Origin of the sequence: Thermosynechococcus sp. (assembly GCF_046299635.1) — a bacterium.
Taxonomy (GTDB): Bacteria; Cyanobacteriota; Cyanobacteriia; order Thermosynechococcales; family Thermosynechococcaceae; genus Thermosynechococcus.
This window is the reverse complement of sequence record NZ_JBKBHV010000004.1, coordinates 1-15,169: the sequence shown is the minus strand read 5'-3', so window position 1 is coordinate 15,169 and position 15,169 is coordinate 1. Positions and strand designations below refer to the sequence as shown.

General features: G+C 53.5%; 18 protein-coding genes. 5 read left to right on the top strand and 13 right to left on the bottom strand.

Annotated elements, in window-relative coordinates:
* Position 1: 1 nt before the first annotated feature.
* The 3 genes from ACK4IR_RS02390 to ndhO form a co-directional block, all read right to left on the bottom strand.
* The gene (locus tag ACK4IR_RS02390) at positions 2–1,465 is read right to left on the bottom strand and encodes a carotenoid oxygenase family protein (RefSeq protein ID WP_409872082.1); all 1,464 of its coding nucleotides are present in this window, start codon (positions 1,463–1,465) and stop codon (positions 2–4) included.
* Positions 1,462–2,817 carry a folate/biopterin family MFS transporter gene (locus ACK4IR_RS02385; RefSeq protein ID WP_409872079.1) on the bottom strand — a complete coding sequence of 452 codons (1,356 nt, stop codon included), beginning with the start codon at positions 2,815–2,817 and terminating at the stop codon, positions 1,462–1,464. Before ACK4IR_RS02385 ends, ACK4IR_RS02390 begins: the two co-directional genes overlap by 4 nt.
* A gap of 129 nt (positions 2,818–2,946) precedes the next feature.
* Positions 2,947–3,159: a photosynthetic/respiratory NAD(P)H-quinone oxidoreductase subunit O gene (ndhO, locus tag ACK4IR_RS02380; protein WP_409872076.1), complete on the bottom strand. Its 213-nt coding sequence runs from the start codon at positions 3,157–3,159 to the stop codon at positions 2,947–2,949.
* Positions 3,160–3,333: 174 nt separating this feature from the next.
* Between ndhO and ACK4IR_RS02375 the strand changes: the two genes are divergently transcribed.
* The gene (locus ACK4IR_RS02375) at positions 3,334–4,764 is read left to right on the top strand and encodes a mannose-1-phosphate guanylyltransferase/mannose-6-phosphate isomerase (RefSeq protein WP_409872074.1); all 1,431 of its coding nucleotides are present in this window, start codon (positions 3,334–3,336) and stop codon (positions 4,762–4,764) included.
* A 15-nt stretch (positions 4,765–4,779) separates the two neighbouring features.
* Here ACK4IR_RS02375 and ACK4IR_RS02370 read toward each other — a convergent pair whose 3' ends face one another.
* The 8 genes from ACK4IR_RS02370 to ACK4IR_RS02335 all read right to left on the bottom strand — a co-directional run bounded on the left by ACK4IR_RS02370 (position 4,780) and on the right by ACK4IR_RS02335 (position 9,452).
* The gene (locus ACK4IR_RS02370; protein WP_409872366.1) at positions 4,780–5,226 is read right to left on the bottom strand and encodes a divergent PAP2 family protein; all 447 of its coding nucleotides are present in this window, start codon (positions 5,224–5,226) and stop codon (positions 4,780–4,782) included.
* Between the two features lie 54 nt (positions 5,227–5,280).
* On the bottom strand, positions 5,281–6,204 hold the full coding sequence (gene crtE / locus ACK4IR_RS02365) for a geranylgeranyl diphosphate synthase CrtE (RefSeq protein ID WP_409872071.1): 924 nt from the start codon (positions 6,202–6,204) through the stop codon (positions 5,281–5,283).
* A 10-nt stretch (positions 6,205–6,214) separates the two neighbouring features.
* Positions 6,215–7,135: a bifunctional methylenetetrahydrofolate dehydrogenase/methenyltetrahydrofolate cyclohydrolase FolD gene (gene folD / locus ACK4IR_RS02360; RefSeq protein WP_409872068.1), complete on the bottom strand. Its 921-nt coding sequence runs from the start codon at positions 7,133–7,135 to the stop codon at positions 6,215–6,217.
* Between the two features lie 163 nt (positions 7,136–7,298).
* Positions 7,299–7,634 carry a hypothetical protein gene (locus ACK4IR_RS02355; RefSeq protein WP_409872065.1) on the bottom strand — a complete coding sequence of 112 codons (336 nt, stop codon included), beginning with the start codon at positions 7,632–7,634 and terminating at the stop codon, positions 7,299–7,301.
* Positions 7,631–7,828: a DUF454 family protein gene (locus ACK4IR_RS02350; RefSeq protein ID WP_409872062.1), complete on the bottom strand. Its 198-nt coding sequence runs from the start codon at positions 7,826–7,828 to the stop codon at positions 7,631–7,633. The genes ACK4IR_RS02355 and ACK4IR_RS02350 overlap by 4 nt, the downstream gene beginning before the upstream one ends.
* Before the next feature lie 77 nt (positions 7,829–7,905).
* Positions 7,906–8,550 carry a pentapeptide repeat-containing protein gene (locus ACK4IR_RS02345; protein ID WP_409872059.1) on the bottom strand — a complete coding sequence of 215 codons (645 nt, stop codon included), beginning with the start codon at positions 8,548–8,550 and terminating at the stop codon, positions 7,906–7,908.
* A 5-nt stretch (positions 8,551–8,555) separates the two neighbouring features.
* Positions 8,556–9,017: a Fur family transcriptional regulator gene (locus ACK4IR_RS02340; protein ID WP_409872057.1), complete on the bottom strand. Its 462-nt coding sequence runs from the start codon at positions 9,015–9,017 to the stop codon at positions 8,556–8,558.
* Positions 9,018–9,158: 141 nt separating this feature from the next.
* Positions 9,159–9,452: a TMEM165/GDT1 family protein gene (locus ACK4IR_RS02335; RefSeq protein WP_409872055.1), complete on the bottom strand. Its 294-nt coding sequence runs from the start codon at positions 9,450–9,452 to the stop codon at positions 9,159–9,161.
* 162 nt (positions 9,453–9,614) lie between these two features.
* On the opposite strand from ACK4IR_RS02335, the gene ACK4IR_RS02330 reads away from it, so the two are divergent.
* The 3 genes from ACK4IR_RS02330 to ACK4IR_RS02320 all read left to right on the top strand — a co-directional run bounded on the left by ACK4IR_RS02330 (position 9,615) and on the right by ACK4IR_RS02320 (position 12,170).
* The gene (locus ACK4IR_RS02330) at positions 9,615–10,592 is read left to right on the top strand and encodes a hypothetical protein (RefSeq protein ID WP_409872052.1); all 978 of its coding nucleotides are present in this window, start codon (positions 9,615–9,617) and stop codon (positions 10,590–10,592) included.
* Positions 10,589–10,915: a hypothetical protein gene (locus ACK4IR_RS02325; RefSeq protein WP_409872049.1), complete on the top strand. Its 327-nt coding sequence runs from the start codon at positions 10,589–10,591 to the stop codon at positions 10,913–10,915. Before ACK4IR_RS02330 ends, ACK4IR_RS02325 begins: the two co-directional genes overlap by 4 nt.
* A gap of 112 nt (positions 10,916–11,027) precedes the next feature.
* Positions 11,028–12,170 carry a histidine kinase gene (locus tag ACK4IR_RS02320; RefSeq protein ID WP_409872046.1) on the top strand — a complete coding sequence of 381 codons (1,143 nt, stop codon included), beginning with the start codon at positions 11,028–11,030 and terminating at the stop codon, positions 12,168–12,170.
* On the opposite strand, the gene ACK4IR_RS02315 is transcribed toward ACK4IR_RS02320, so the two are convergent.
* Together ACK4IR_RS02315 and lpxD are read right to left on the bottom strand one after the other, a co-directional pair.
* On the bottom strand, positions 12,167–13,126 hold the full coding sequence (locus ACK4IR_RS02315) for a hypothetical protein (RefSeq protein ID WP_409872043.1): 960 nt from the start codon (positions 13,124–13,126) through the stop codon (positions 12,167–12,169). The genes ACK4IR_RS02320 and ACK4IR_RS02315 overlap by 4 nt on opposite strands.
* A 112-nt stretch (positions 13,127–13,238) precedes the next feature.
* A complete protein-coding gene (lpxD, locus tag ACK4IR_RS02310) occupies positions 13,239–14,255 on the bottom strand; it encodes a UDP-3-O-(3-hydroxymyristoyl)glucosamine N-acyltransferase (RefSeq protein ID WP_409872040.1) in 1,017 nt (338 codons plus the stop codon).
* Between the two features lie 294 nt (positions 14,256–14,549).
* On the opposite strand from lpxD, the gene ACK4IR_RS02305 reads away from it, so the two are divergent.
* Positions 14,550–14,735, top strand: coding sequence for an NblA/ycf18 family protein (locus ACK4IR_RS02305; RefSeq protein ID WP_024125509.1), 186 nt, complete (start codon positions 14,550–14,552; stop codon positions 14,733–14,735).
* The last annotated feature ends 434 nt before the right edge of the window (positions 14,736–15,169 follow it).

Below are 15,169 nucleotides of genomic sequence, written 5' to 3'. Positions count from 1 at the left end.
CCTAGACCGCTGTGGTAAAGGAACCGTGCAGCCCGTAGGGAATGTGGTGTTTTAAGCGCAACCGTGCCACCGGTCCGGCGCTGATGGTTGCCGCGTCAAAAATCAGTAACTGTGACTTGTGGCAACTGGCATCATAGACAAGCTGCAAGAGCCAGCCCTCATCTTCCCCTTGGGCACCCTGCCAGAGGAAGTCCCCTTTTTGCAAACCGCGGGGAACAAAGATGGGTTCGCCGACAAATCCCCGTGGGGCTGCTGACCAAACCTGGGTCTCGCCTGTCTGGCGATCGTAGCGCCACAGAGCCTGCAAAGGGGCGTTGATCTTGGGATCATGGCCTGCAGCTAAGTAGAGATAGCGATAGGGTTGCCCCACTTTGGCCGGATGCACTACCGGAAATTCGCAGGGGCGATCGCTCACCACTTGCCAATCCACCGCCTTGGTTTTGGGGTTCAATTGAATCCGCCACAGCAAGCTAGCAGGCAGTGCCGCAAAATTCACCTCCCGAAAATCCATCCCCGGTTCGAGATTGGGAAAGTGGTTGTAGGCAATGGCGTCAAGATGAATCTCCTCCCCTGCTTCGTAGGCATTGGCATGGTGAAAAACAAAACAGGCAGGCATCGTCAGCAGTTGGGGCATTCCCCCCTGACGCGGCAGCAGCCAGATGCGCGTGGGTTCCTGAGCATTGAAGTGAATACACTGGGCAGCGCCCCGCAGTCCCAAGAGATAGGGCAGGGGATTGAACTGCACCGGATTTTGAAAGACGATGGCGTAGTTGGGGGTGAGGGCAAAGTCATGGATAAAGGCAAACCCCGGTATCCGAAAGAGCGGCTGCGAGACACACCGACCCTCGGCATCAAATTCGTAGAGGGTAATGCGGGTGCTCAAACCCGGCTTAACGCTAAAGTTCACCAGCCGCTGCGTCTGGGGATCCAAGCGGGGATGGGCAGCAAAGGCATTACTCTCTTTAAGAAGACCCCCTAGGTTGTCAAGGCCAATGGTTTCTAGGCTTACCGGATCCAAGCGATGGGGCAAACCGGCTTCCCACAGCGCCAGTAACTTTCCGCCCCAGTAGATCACATGGGTATTGGCAATGTTTTTGACCCGGGTATCGAGGAAATTGGCCAGCCACCCCCCCGGCTTTTGGGTGCCAAAGACACCGCGATAGAGTAGCCGATTGGCCTTTTCCTCCTGCAAAAATCCGGCAGTGCGCACGTAGCGATTGCGAAAATGCACCCGTCCCTGCTCAAAGCGAAAGGTGCAGATCATGCCGTCGCCATCAAAGGGATGGGCTAAAGGCACCCCGCCACGCTCCAAGAGGCCGGGACCGTTGCGGTAGAGCGTCCCCACCAAATCCGGGGGTACCGTACCTTCAACCTCCTCAATCCAATAGTCGTATTCTTGGGTGAGGGATTCGGTTCCCCCCCGCCAATCCGCCATGGTGTAGGGGCGATCTAAGACTCCGGTCATGAGACACTTGGCTCCAATTCAACACTGACAGAGGAGGGGGAGGCAGGCGGCGATACCTGCGGCGGCAACCAGTTCAAGAGGGGTAGCGGCAGTAGCGTACTCAGGTTGGTAATGAGCACCAGCAGCCACAGGCGATCGAAGTTGTGCTCGGTAATGCCTAGCCAGTGGGTCAGCAGTGCCCCCAACTCGTGGGAGACCAGATTGGCAAGGTTGCTGATGGACATCAAAAGGGCAAAGAAGGTGGCCTCAATTCCCGGCGGACACAGCCGCGCCGCCAACACCAGTACCGGCATAAAGGCAATTTGCCCCATCACCGCCAAAATCAGGCTATCCCCCAAGCTAAACCAGCGGTCACTAATCCCCCACTGGCGATTGAGGTGGGTGACCAAAATCAGGCTAGAGAGTCCCAGCAGGGTCGAGAGAATCGTACTCCAAAAGAAAATTGTCCGCAGGGGCAGCGTTTTCAGGTAGCGCTGGAAAATCCACACCCCCAACAGGGAGGCAATGCTGGTCACAAGGCGCACCCGCCCTAAAAACTCGGCCTCAAAGCCCAATTCATTGGTGGTGAAGAAAAAGAAAGCCGCTTCCGAGCCGGGGGTTGCCTGCCAGAGGAAAAGAAAGGTCACCGGCAACCAGATGCGCTTTTGTAGCAGGGTTTGGCGCACTCGGTTGATGTGCTCCCACGTCTGACGCAGCTGGGGTCGAACCGTAACCCGTGCTTCGGCAATCGCCCCCGCCACCCCCGACACCAACAGTGGAAACAGCGCCGTGATTTGAAACACTGTCTGCGGACGAAACCACTGCAACAGTTGCCCACTAAAGTAAGCGGTGAGGATACCGCCTACCGCTGTGGCTGCCCAGCTTAGGGATTGCAGCGTTCCCAGTTCCGTTGCCGATTCTTGGCGTGCTCGCTCCACCACTAGGGAGTCCACAATTACATCACTGAGGGCGATCGCGATCGAAGCAACCAAAATCGCTGCCGTTGCCTGCCAAGAGGTAGCCACCCACGTCCCCAAGCTCAACCACGCCCCGCAGCCCAACAGGCCCGACAAAACAAGATAGGAGCGGCGGTGAAATCCCAATAAAGGGACACTATCGGAGAGAAGACCAAACAGCGGCTTTACCACCCAAGGCAGGGCAGCCACCCCCATCAATGCCGCCACTTCCGCCGGGGAAAGTCCCAACTCATCCTTAAAGAAAAAGCTAATGGCTAGGCGTGCCAAGCCCAAAACCCCTTGGACAAAATAGACCAGCAAAATGGCCAAGAGTTCGCCACTGGGTTCTTGCCCAAAAAGAAGCGTCTCCTTGAGCCACTGAAACCAGCCTTGAGGTTGCGAAGGTTGAACTAACATTACCAAATGTTAAGCAACAGCATTGCCTCCATCATATCCAGACAAGCTGAAAATTGCTAACACCGGTGCCCTTCACCGATTCACGGAGGCTCACAGAAGAACAAGAGAGACTCATTGCAGTTATTTCGGTTATTTAGCGACCTCCAGTTGATCAAGGCGCAGCCAAACCGTGGGGGTAGGCACCGGAAATTTAATTTGCGCATAGTCACCGCGAATTTCTACCACCTCACCCCGTCCCTCAAAGAGATAGGGGGGATAGCGATGATCACTGGCCAAGGCCTCAACACTATTGGCCAACTTTTCCGCAACAACCCTTACCAAATCTCCCTTTTTAATCGCCATAGGAAAGCCCAACGTTGATCAGCCCACATTTTATCGTAAAGAGAATAGTGAAGGGCTTTAAGTCTGTTGATGACTAAAATTGCTAAATCTTAACCGAAGAGGGGTCTGAAACAAGGCGAAGTTCTTTGGCTACACTACGCATATACAGTGGCAGAACGGTTGGAGAGCCTCGTAATGGAGTGTATTCCGGTGATTTTATCAGGGGGAGCGGGGAGTCGCCTGTGGCCATTATCCCGCCATGCCCATCCCAAGCAGTTTATGCGTTTAACCCCCGAAGGACCGAGTCTACTCCAGCAAACGTGGCAACGCTTGCAGGGCTTGCCCCAACTTCAACCGCCGCTGGTGGTGGCCAATGAGACCCATCGCTTCCTTGTGGCGGAACAATTTCAGGAACTGGGGGTGACACCGACACGCATTTTGCTCGAACCCTTGGGGCGCAATACCGCCCCTGCCATTGCCCTTGCTGCTCTTTATGTCACGGAAGTTCTTGCCACCGATGCTATTCTGTTGGTGCTGCCGGCAGATCACCTGATTCAGGATGTGGCCGCCTTTCAGGAGGGGCTACAACGGGCACTGGCACCGGCCACGAAGGACTGGTTGGTGACATTTGGCATTCGACCCACCTCTGCCCATACCGGCTATGGTTACATTCGCCAAGGGGAAGCGCTCGGTGATCCCTACACCTACCGCGTGGCCGCATTTGTGGAAAAGCCCGATTTGGCAACGGCGGAGACCTATCTGGCGGAGGGTCACTACCTCTGGAATAGCGGCATGTTTCTCTTCCGTGCCCAGAGCTTTCTGGCGGAATTGGCGCAGCAGCAGCCAGACATTTTGCACTATTGCCGCTTGGCCTTGCGGGAAGCTCGCGAAGATTTGGACTTTATCCGCTTGGCCGAAGACCCCTTTAGTCAGTGTCCCAGTCTATCGGTGGACTATGGGGTGATGGAAAAAACCCAAAAAGCAGCGGTCGTGCCCCTCGAGTGCGGCTGGAGGGATGTCGGCTCTTGGTCAAGTCTGTGGGAGGTGACGCCCAAGGATGAATTTGGCAACAGTTGCCAAGGGGATGTCCTCACCCAAGACACTAAGAATTGCTTTGTCCACAGTCAGCACCGCTTGGTGGCCTTACTGGGAGTGGAAAACCTCATTGTTGTGGAAACTGCCGATGCCGTGCTCATTGCCCATCGGGAGGCAACGCAACAGGTCAAACAAGTGGTGGAGCACCTGCAAGCCCTAAATCGCAGTGAAGCCTACCATCACCGGGTGGTCTATCGTCCATGGGGGCATTACGACGCAATTGACGGCGGTCACCGTTTTCAGGTAAAGCGAATTACGGTTAAGCCGGGGGCGAGTTTGTCGCTGCAACAGCACCATCACCGTGCTGAACATTGGATTGTGGTCAGGGGTACGGCGGAGGTCACCTGCAATGGCAAGACGTTTCTGCTGACGGAAAATGAGTCCACCTACATTCCGGTGGGCGCCGTGCACCGCTTGGCCAATCCGGGCAAAATCCCCCTTGAGATGATCGAGGTGCAGTCGGGGGCATACCTTGGCGAGGATGATATTGTCCGCTTTGAGGATTGCTACGGTCGTAAGACGGCGCAATAAGCAGTGGGCAACCCCCTAGACCGCCAGCCAGGCGATCGCCACCCCCAAGGCAGAGCCAACAATGACTTGAATGGGGGTATGCCCCAGTAATTCCTTGAGGCGGGCTTCTGCCAATTCGTGCCCCTCTTGGAAAAATTCATCCACAATTTGGTTGAGAATGCGGGCCTGTTTGCCGGCTGCCTGGCGCACCCCGGCCGCATCGTACATGACAATACAGGCAAAGACCACAGCGATCGCAAACTCGATGCTATCCCAGCCCCGCTGCAACCCCACCCCCGTCGCCAGAGCCGTGACAAGGGCAGAATGGGAACTGGGCATGCCTCCCGTTTCCACCAGCACACGGAAATTGAGCTTACGGTGTTTGGCAACGTCAATGAGTAACTTCAACATTTGGGCGATCGCACTGGCGGCGAAGGCGACCCAGAGGACATGGTTAGCCAGTAGCTGACGAAGACTGTCCATCATGGTTGCGGACAAGGACAAACTCTGCGCCCATCCTAACCCACTTTGACATCATTAATGACTGCGGCTGGTAATATAGTCAGCGATCGCCTGTAATGGAATGGCGGCTGCCCCATACACGGCCAATTCTGCCTTTGCCTCTGCCACCAAGCGTTCTGCCTCTTGGCGAGATTTTTCTATCCCCCACAGGCGTGGATAGGTCATTTTTTGGGCGGCTGCATCTTTACCAACAGTTTTACCCAAAACATCGCGGGTCGAAGTAATGTCCAAAATATCATCCACAATCTGGAAGGCAAGACCAATATTTGCTGCATAGCGGGACAGACGGGTCACGTCAGAGTCCTCCGCTCCGGTCAGCAGTGCCCCCGACACCACAGAGGCCTCCAGTAATGCCCCCGTTTTGTGGGAGTGGATAAAATGTAGCGTTTCCAAACCAATGTTGGGCTGCCCTTCACACTCCAAGTCCACCACTTGACCCCCCACTAGCCCCGTCGCTGCTACCGCATGCCCTAACCGCGCCACAATTTTCAGAAGATATTCTGCGGGCACATTTTTCGTTTGTTCCACCACATATTCAAAGGCATAGGCCAGTAAGCCATCCCCCGCCAGAATGGCAATATCCTCGCCGTAGACCTTGTGATTTGTGGGTTTGCCGCGACGGTAGTCGTCATTGTCCATGGCCGGTAGATCATCATGGATGAGTGACATCGTGTGGATCATCTCTAGGGCACAGGCGGTGGGCAGGGCCATTTCCACAGTGCCCCCCATCAGTTCACAGGTGGCCAAACAGAGAATTGGACGCAGCCGCTTGCCCCCCGCCATCAGTGAATAGCGCATCGCATCGTAAATTTTCTCCGGATAGGCTATGGGAATTGCCGCCTCAAGGGCAGCTTCCACAAGGGCTTGGCGTTCTTTGAGGTAAGCCTTGAGATCAAAGGTGGCGGCGGGCTGGACTTGGGGGGGATCGGCGGAAATCATGAATATCTCCTCAGCGTGCGGGCGGCATAGAGGTCAACGAAAGCAGAGGCTTGTGCCAGTTGTGACGGCAACAATAGCTCCATACAGTATTGTGCAACAACATGGCAACGGTCATCGGACCGACGCCCCCTGGAACAGGGGTAATATAACTGGCCACAGCACAGGCAGCCTCATAGTCCACATCGCCCCAGAGACTCGATTTGCCGTCGGGGCGTTGAATGCGATTAATCCCGACATCAATGACCACTGCTCCCGGCCGGATCATATCGGCAGTAATACGCCGCGGCTGTCCCATCGCCGTTACTAAAATTTCGGCATTGCGGGTAACGTTGGCCAGATCCGGGGTGCGCGAGTGGGCGATCGTCACCGTGGCATTGGCAGTGAGCAACATCAAGGCCAAGGGCTTACCGACCAAAATACTGCGACCCACGACCACTGCCGAGCGACCTGCCACCTCAATGCCATAGGCGGCCAAAAGCTGCATCACCCCCGCCGGCGTACAACTGCGCAGTCCCGGTTCATCGCGTACTAAGCGACCTAAGTTTTCCGGATGCAGGCCATCCACATCTTTATCGGGATGAATGGCATACAGCAGCGGGCGAGGATCGAGGTGGGGTGGCAGGGGCAGTTGCAGGAGAATGCCATCCACCCGTTCGTCCTGATTGAGCGCGGTAATTTTGGCCAATAACTCTGCTTCGCTGATGGTGGCCGGCAAATGGGCACCAAAAGACTGAATGCCAACGCGGCCACAGGCCTGTTCTTTGGCACGGACGTAAACCGCACTGGCCGGATCATCGCCCACCCGCAAGACGGCTAGCCCCGGCGATCGCCCCCACCGGACTTGAAACGTCTGCACATGGTCGGCCAACTGACGTTCAATGGACTGGGCTAAGGATTTGCCATCAAGGCAGGAAGCGGAATTTGCAACCAAAGGACACCTTAAAATTGATAAATCACGAAAGTCTAGGATTCAGTTGCCCAATGTGTTTTCATCGGTTGGCAACAACATCGAACTAGTTTACCCCAAATAGAGATCACGGGTGCCAGCTTTGATCAAGCTTTTCAACTAAGTTCTACCAAAAGCTGAAGAATCGCTAGGGGCGATCGCCCGAAGGAGAAGTTCGCTCCACTTCAATTTTGGAAATGGCAGGGGTCGTACACAGGTACGTCAACACATCCTCCGCACTCATCAGGCGTTTTAGCACCACTTGGCCGATGGTTGAGGCAGGATCAGGATGACTCGGCTTGACTTCCACCATGAGAACCCTCTCCTCCACTTGGTACAGCCAGAGCTTTTCCTCCCCTTCTAGAATGTAGAGGCAGGTACGGGTAATCACGGGCGATCGCCGCCACGCTTGCTCATTCCAGAGGCCTTGGGGTTCCCACACGCGGCCAATCTGCCACCCCTCAGTGAGGAAAAAGTATTTCATGCCACGGGTGGCGATTCATTCCCTTGGGCACTGGAGGTCTCCTCAGGCTCCATGGAATTAAAACAAGCTGCCGCTATCAGCAAAAAAGGGGTTCCCGGCACGAAGGGTAAAATAAAGCCCACCACCCCAATAATCCCAAAAATCACACCAAGAACCATACGTGCTGTATTGCGGATGCTTTTAGTCACAGGCATTCCTTTCCAGTTCCAATAGGCGAGGATGATTCACCTCTACCGTAGCCTGAACCTTGCCTTTTCACAAGTTGCTGAGGCTAAGCTTTATCGAGAATCGCATCCCGCAGATCCATGCCGTCCATTTCTGCTTTGTAGAGGTTTGCCCCCCTAAAGTTGGCACGGCGGGCATTGGCCTTCGACATCTTGGCCGCAATGAGAACCGCCTGTTCAAAGTTCGCCTCAATGAGACTGGCGCTTTCCAGAATGGCCTCTTGCAAAATCGCGCTCTTGAGATCGGCCAAGTGCAGGTTGGCCTGAAAGAGATTGGCTCGGGTAAGATTGGCATAGGCAAGGGTTGCTTCCACTAGACTCACCCGCCGCAGTAGCGTGCCCACCAAGTTGGCTTGGCGCAGATCGGCCATGGCAATATTTGACTTGTAGAGATCGGCACCCGCTAACGTCGCCCGCTGCAAACAGGCACCCTGCAAGTCCGCTTCAATTAGGTCGCTCATGTAGAGGTTTGCACCAGCCATGTAGGCATCCTTGAGCAAAGCGTTGCGCAGATCAGCCCCAGCTAAATTTGCCTGATCGAGATTGGCATTGGTGAGGTTGTACAGTTCCAAATTGGTGCCGGTGAGATCTGCCTGTCCCAAGTCCGGTCGAATGTCACTGTTTTGTTCCCGCCATTGATTCCAAGCGGTAACCCCCTGCTTGAGAAGCTGGAGATGTTCGGGATTGGCCACGGCAGTTATCCTTGGGCATTCGGCTCAGTCTGTTGATAACCGTAAAAATCAATGCGATAGTCAACAATTTTCACACCCGTTTTTGCTTCAATTTCAGCGATGAGGGAGGGGGGTAGCTCAACGTGAACGTCAATAATCTTCTGGCTATCGAGACAGTTAACATGGCTGTGGCTATCACTGATATTGCCGTAGAGACGCCCATCGGCACGCTCAACACACTCAATAATGCCATGCTCTGAAAGGGCTTCGAGATTTTGGTACACAGAGGTATGGCCGATGTCTTTGCCGGCTTGATTCAGGCGATCGTAGATCTGCCGCGCTGAGAGGTGATCCTTGGCATCCCAAAGCAGTTCGAGAATGGCGCGCCGCTGCCGACTGAGCCGCAATCCTAAGCGCTGACAGCGATCGATCGCATCCTCAAGGGAACGAATGGGCGGTAGGGGACTGGGAGCAGGAGACGTGAACACGGCGCTATCCTAAAAAAGTAAAATTCAAACAGCAGATATTGCTTGGTTAAGTAGCCGATTGCGGTTAAATCGCAGTTTTAGGGTTATACATTTGCTAACCTGTAGTCACTATGATAATCAATCCTCTCGCTATAATCAAATTCACTCCTTGTCAAGGCTGTCAGCCGTCGTTTGAGACAGCAAATAAAAACCCAGAAACGCAAACATCATGGCGGCGATCGCCTTCACCACTTTCACAGGCACTAATGTGGCAATCCCGCTGCCTAAAAGTACACCCAGAAATGTCGTACACACCAAGCCAGAGGCCACCCCTAGAAACACGGCAGTAGCGGAGCGGGCATTACTGCCCAAGGTAATCGCCACCAGTTGACTCTTGTCTCCCAGTTCTGATAGGAAAACAATCGCAAAACTCACGGCAAAGGATTGCCAGTCCATCCAGTTTCTCCAAAGGTGTTGTTGCTATAGGGCAGCTTAGCGATAGCGGTCATTGTGGTCAACGACCGAGCGTGGATGGTTGTGGCAGGATCAGCTTAAAGCAAGTTACAATCCTTAATATTATTTCTGCTTATAGCCCTGTTAGAAATGGTGGAGGTGCTCATGTTGAATACCACTGATGGATCGAGCGCGATCGCGCCGGACACCACCTCGTTGAGGAGTTTGGCTCAAGCTTGGGCAAAGCGCTACATCACCAACCTCAACACCACTGCCCTTGGGGACGAGGATCCGGCAGTGGTTGCCCCTCGGCTTTTGGCCGAACTGCGTAATGCCAGTGTCAAGGCTTGGCAGCGCACCGAAGGGTTTTTGGCCGGAGAGATAATTCGCCATGGTATCCCAGCGGAACTCGTCGATCCTTGGAGCATCTCCAAAGACATCCACGACATTTATCAGCGCACCCTCAAACTCTACGAAGCAGGCAAGGGCACCCAGCAAATGACCGCTAAGGTGGCCAGTGCCATCAGTGAGATTCGCAGCCGCTATACCGCCGTCGATCCTCGGGTGATTGGCTTTGTCAGTATGCAGTTTCACCACACGGGGGTATTACTGCTAGAAGTCGCACCAATGAGCCAACGCCCCCTCCTCAGCCGTTTTTTTAAGGTGATTGACGACCACCTCTACATGCCCTTGCACCGTGCCTACAAGGCGGCAGCCAATTACGACTACAACGCCCCTGTCCTAGCCTTAGTGCGCCATCTCTTACCTCAAAGTACGGCGATCGCCACCGCCATCTGTGACCGCGTCGCCGAACTCAATCCCCAGCACCGCTGTTTTAGTGGCGCTTTAACCCAAGCCAATGTGCGTGTTTCCAGTATTCGCGATGTCGAGATGTTCCAAATCTACCTCTGGGTGTGTCTTTTGGAGCAAAGTCTTGAGGCCCTGCAACGGGAACTCTTTCCTCTGTGTTTGATGCTCTATCCTTCGTTCAATGTGACATGGGAGCTGGTGTTTCAAATGGTGCACCTTTTGGGTAAAGAAATACAAACCCGTGCCGCCGGGCATGATACAAGTGTCTTTACCCCCTACTATTTATCTCTGCGAGAAATGTTCGATCCCAAGATTTTTCAAGGACTCCTATGATTCTCAATTTGCAGCAGGTTTCTCTTTCCCCCATTGCTATTGCCGGGTCTGGCTTGTGGGCGATCGCCCTCTACTGGGGCTTTTATCCCACAGGGCAAGCCTTCATGCAGCGTTTAGCAACATGGCTAGGGGGTGAAGCAAGCCAAAGTGCCGAATTCTGGGCCGGGATGGTGGGACTCATTCCCTTCATTCTGGTGGGGGCGGGTTGCTTTATTCTCTGTAGCCTAGGGCTGGGTCAAAGTTGGGCCTTGAGCTTAGGCCTGATGGCAACCATCGGTGGAGCAATCTACGAACTTGGACGACGGGATGGCCAGCAATCGTAGGTTGGGTTGCGAGGGAGAATCGGCTAACATTTAGTTAATCTTTTGGTTGCTCTAGTGTTTCCTGCATGGAAAGCGCAGTTCATGGCCCTTGAGAACACTCGCTGGTGATCCAATGAAAGCATCTGCGGAGGCCAGTTCTACCCAAGAGATGACACCGCCGCTCAGTTTGCTCCTGTTTGTTGCCAATCGGCCGGGCGATGAAGAGGAAACCGCTGCCATTCAAGCTCACATTCAGCAACTTCCGTCGAACTTTCGTTATGAGTTAAAAGTGGTGCCCATTGGCGAGCAGCCCTACCTCCTAGAGGAGTACAAGCTGGTGGCCACCCCTGCTCTGATTAAAGTCCGCCCTGAACCGCGTCAAACCTTGGCCGGTCGCAAGCTCCTCCAAAAGGTGGACTATTGGTGGCCCCGCTGGCAGCGAGAAGTCGCCCTTGGCCTCCAGGCGGATATGCAAAAGTCGGCGGCGGAGCAGTCGGATTGCTCTATGGAACTGAGCCGCCTCAAGGATGAGCTATTTCAACTGCGCCAAGAGCGCGATCGCCTTGCTGAACAATTGCAGTTCAAAGATCGGATTATTAGCTTGCTGGCTCATGAGTTGCGTAACCCTCTTACTGCTGTCGGCATTGCCTTGGAAACCCTAGAATCCAACCTCCAAGACGAGACCAGTCAGCAACTCCACATTGAGGATATGCAACGCCTGTTTCATCATGCTCGCAGTCAAACTCAGGTGATGGGGCAACTGATTACGGATTTACTCTTGGCGGCTCGCGGGCCACAGGACAAGCTGCAAATTATGGCACGGCAACTGGATCTGCGACAACTGTGCCAAGAAACGGTTGAGGATGTGCGCCTAAATTTTGAGCGTAAAAAGCACCATTTTACCACTGACATTCCCTTGGATTTGCCACTGGTTTATGGCGATGGCGATCGCATTCGTCAGGTGCTCATCAATCTACTGGACAATGCCTGTAAGTACACCCCCGAAGGGGGCAAAATTCACCTGAGTGCGTTTCACCGCATGACTCAAAAAGTACAAGTCACCGTCTCTGACACTGGGCCGGGGATTCCCATTGAGCAGCAGGAGAAAATTTTTGGCGAAACGGTTCGCCTTGATCGCGATCGCTCGATCGAGGGATACGGCATCGGCTTGGCTCTTTGCCGCCAGATTATTCGTATGCACTACGGCCAAATCTGGGTGGACTCCCAACCGGGAAAAGGCAGCTGCTTTCACTTCACACTGCCCGTTTATAGCTAGCGCGATCCTTCCTTGACCATGCGGGCAATTGTTTCAGCGCGCAGATAGGGATCAGGCCCAAAGGGCAAAATCTCGTAGAACTCATTATCCGGCAGGCGCATCAGTTGGAGCGACTCCTGCTCGCGATAGATCACATAGACCCCCGGTGGCCACGTTTTGGCACTGCGCACAGGCACAGGAATGTCGCGGCGTTCTTCGCCGACACAGGCTAGGCGGACTACCTGCGTATTGGGACGATAGATCACCTTATCTTCACGGGTGCGCCGAAATAAAAAGCGATCCAAAACCTTCGGCAAAATCTCTGTTTCTGTGCCCCCCAACTTCAAATTCAACTCTAGCAATTTGTCTTCGAGGGTGAGTTCAATGATATGGGGTTCAGGAACTAGGGGCTGGGAGTGAATCTCAGTGGTTTCCTGCGGGGGGTCAGCGGGTGGTTTCACCTTCTGGACAATCTGGCTAATGTATTCCAGATCCACTGTCGTAATTTTTTTGAATGTAACAAACCAAGAGAGCAAACTAATAGCCACTCCCGGTTCCAAGGTCGTAATCAAGGTTGCTAAGTCTAGGTCATCAAGGCGAATGGCCTTAAGAGCGGCGTCGGTTTGCCCCAAGATAATGGCCTCATCCCCCGGACTGAGGTGTTTGAGGCTGCTGTAGAGCAAGCGTAGATCAATCGTTTCTTGGCAGCCTTGGGTCGAAATGCGATAGGTGATGTCGTACAGCCAATCCAGTGTCACCAAGTCATGGTTGAGCATCCAAAGGGCATAGTTAAAGGCAGTTTGGGGAAAGGCAGCTTGGGCAAGACTTTTGACAATGACTTGGGCGCGATCGCGCTGGAGCAAGGCAAGTAAGGCCGCCTGTTTTTCTGCCTTGGTGGTCAATTCATGGTAGCCAAGGAGCACTTGGAACAGTTCCTGATCAGTGGGCAGTAATCGAACGGCGGCCGGAGGATTCATAAGCTTAGTGTTGCAGATCTGATGTGACTCATTTCCCCTCACCCCATGATGAACGCTAAAAAAGGCAACGCTGACCCCTAATTCCACTATAGAAGGTGGCTAAGGCTCTATGCTATTCCCCCACCTTTGCTTCTAATTTGCGCACTCGCTTGAGGAGATCGGGCAGTTGCTTCACAGCGGCTGAAACCTTGAGATAGAGTGTTTGATCCATCGCCGGAATCCCTCCCATACGGCTATTTGGGGGGACAGAGCTGCTAATGCCCGATTTAGCAGAGACAACGGTGCGATCGCCAATGGTCAAATGACCTGCTGCCCCCACCTGTCCAGCAAGAACCACATGATTGCCAATATGGGTCGAACCGGCTAAGCCCACTTGGGCACAGAGAATTGCATTTTCACCAATAGTGCAGTTGTGAGCCACCATCGTCAGGTTGTCAATTTTCGTACCATTTGCCACAGTGGTCTCCCCTAGGGTGGCGCGGTCAATCGTTGTGCCGGCACCAATTTCTACGTCATTGCCAATCACCACGGTGCCCACCTGGGGAATTTTATAGTGACGACCATCGGGCAGGGGGACGTAGCCAAAGCCATCACTCCCTAAAACAACGCTATTTTGCAGGATGACGCGATCGCCCAATCGTACCCGCTCCCGCAGGGCACAGTGGCTATAGATACGGCAATCGGCGCCAACCACCACATCATCGTAGAGCGTACAATGACTATCAATGACCGTGCGATCGCCAATGCGCACGCGATCGCCAATCACGGTATAGGCACCAATCGTCACATCTGTTCCTAGAATGACATCAGCACCTAGAATTGCCGTGGGGTGAATTTTGCCAGACGGTTTGGCTTGCGGATAAAACCATTCAATACATTTGGCAAAGGCAAGGTAGGGATGGGGCACCCGCAGCAGAGGACAGGCCGCCTCCCCTTGAAAATCGGGGCGCACAAACACAGCAGCCGCTTCTGTGGTCTGCAATAGCGCGGTGTACTTAGGATTGGCCAAAAAGGAAATATCCGTTGCTGTGGCGGTTTCCAAAGGTGCTACCCCCAACACCGGGCGATCGCCCTGCTCTGGGCAATCGAGGGTTGCCCCAAACCGTTCGGCTACATCTGCCAAGCGCATCTTGCCGTCCTCATCATCGAACTTGAGTTTTGCAGCCCTATGGTACAAGAAGGGGACGTGAGTCTTTCCTGTGATAGCTTTCACAGTTTTGAGTATGTTTCATCCCTGTAAAAAGGACTGTAGCTGAGTCTATCAGGTCTGCTTTTTTAAACCCACGAGGAATTTTGTGAAATCGTTCATACCGAACATTTTATCCCTTTCACGGGTGATATTCATTGAGTGGCAGCTTTGTCAATGCGCTTGTTATATTTTTTAACACGTATGCCCTATCACATGGAGTAAGGAGTACCTTCTATGGAGCAACGCTTCCCTGAACTAAATGTTGACCTCAGCTTTGAACAGGAGTTTCAAATGCGGGTGATGGAGGAGCAAGTGAGTGCCATGAGCCTTCAGGAAGCTCGTGAGCTACTGTTGCAAGCCTCTCGCCTCTTGATGATGAAAGACAACGTCATTCGCTCCTTGGTTAAACGCGCCGCCTAGATCACAAATGTGTGGGACAGACCTCTTTCTCCACCTTGCTTCCTCTGTCGAATCAAGTAGGGGATATGGGGCTGCACCACAATTTTCCTGCCCAAGAGTCTTCACACTGCAAAAAGCTTTGTATCGGCGAATCACGCCCATCACTTTTTTGGAGTTTTCTGAGATCTCATTCATCGACAGCGTTTCAGGGTCACATCCATCAAACTTCGCCCAAAGACAGTCTCAAACCGAAAAACTCTCCAATTCCTAAGATAGAGGTAGGGAAGGCTTCCCCTGCGATCGCTCCTAAGCTCCTAAGAGGTATTCAGTATGAGTCATCCACTGCTGATGAGTGTGGTGCTGACGGTAATCTTTCATCCGATACATTTTCGTTAACTTTCGCTAACAAATACATAGGTTAAGATTTTCTCTTAACCAAGGCGTATCAACCAATG

What these genes read in the sequence shown, in the direction of transcription:
- ACK4IR_RS02390 (WP_409872082.1), bottom strand. Translation starts at nt 1,465, where the DNA reads ATGACCGGAGTCTTAGATCGCCCCTACACCATGGCGGATTGGCGGGGG.
- ACK4IR_RS02385 (WP_409872079.1), bottom strand. Translation starts at nt 2,817, where the DNA reads ATGTTAGTTCAACCTTCGCAACCTCAAGGCTGGTTTCAGTGGCTCAAG.
- ndhO (WP_409872076.1), bottom strand. Translation starts at nt 3,159, where the DNA reads ATGGCGATTAAAAAGGGAGATTTGGTAAGGGTTGTTGCGGAAAAGTTG.
- ACK4IR_RS02375 (WP_409872074.1), top strand. Translation starts at nt 3,334, where the DNA reads ATGGAGTGTATTCCGGTGATTTTATCAGGGGGAGCGGGGAGTCGCCTG.
- ACK4IR_RS02370 (WP_409872366.1), bottom strand. Translation starts at nt 5,226, where the DNA reads ATGGACAGTCTTCGTCAGCTACTGGCTAACCATGTCCTCTGGGTCGCC.
- crtE (WP_409872071.1), bottom strand. Translation starts at nt 6,204, where the DNA reads ATGATTTCCGCCGATCCCCCCCAAGTCCAGCCCGCCGCCACCTTTGAT.
- ACK4IR_RS02355 (WP_409872065.1), bottom strand. Translation starts at nt 7,634, where the DNA reads ATGAAATACTTTTTCCTCACTGAGGGGTGGCAGATTGGCCGCGTGTGG.
- ACK4IR_RS02350 (WP_409872062.1), bottom strand. Translation starts at nt 7,828, where the DNA reads ATGCCTGTGACTAAAAGCATCCGCAATACAGCACGTATGGTTCTTGGT.
- ACK4IR_RS02335 (WP_409872055.1), bottom strand. Translation starts at nt 9,452, where the DNA reads ATGGACTGGCAATCCTTTGCCGTGAGTTTTGCGATTGTTTTCCTATCA.
- ACK4IR_RS02330 (WP_409872052.1), top strand. Translation starts at nt 9,615, where the DNA reads ATGTTGAATACCACTGATGGATCGAGCGCGATCGCGCCGGACACCACC.
- ACK4IR_RS02325 (WP_409872049.1), top strand. Translation starts at nt 10,589, where the DNA reads ATGATTCTCAATTTGCAGCAGGTTTCTCTTTCCCCCATTGCTATTGCC.
- ACK4IR_RS02320 (WP_409872046.1), top strand. Translation starts at nt 11,028, where the DNA reads ATGAAAGCATCTGCGGAGGCCAGTTCTACCCAAGAGATGACACCGCCG.
- ACK4IR_RS02315 (WP_409872043.1), bottom strand. Translation starts at nt 13,126, where the DNA reads ATGAATCCTCCGGCCGCCGTTCGATTACTGCCCACTGATCAGGAACTG.
- lpxD (WP_409872040.1), bottom strand. Translation starts at nt 14,255, where the DNA reads ATGCGCTTGGCAGATGTAGCCGAACGGTTTGGGGCAACCCTCGATTGC.
- ACK4IR_RS02305 (WP_024125509.1), top strand. Translation starts at nt 14,550, where the DNA reads ATGGAGCAACGCTTCCCTGAACTAAATGTTGACCTCAGCTTTGAACAG.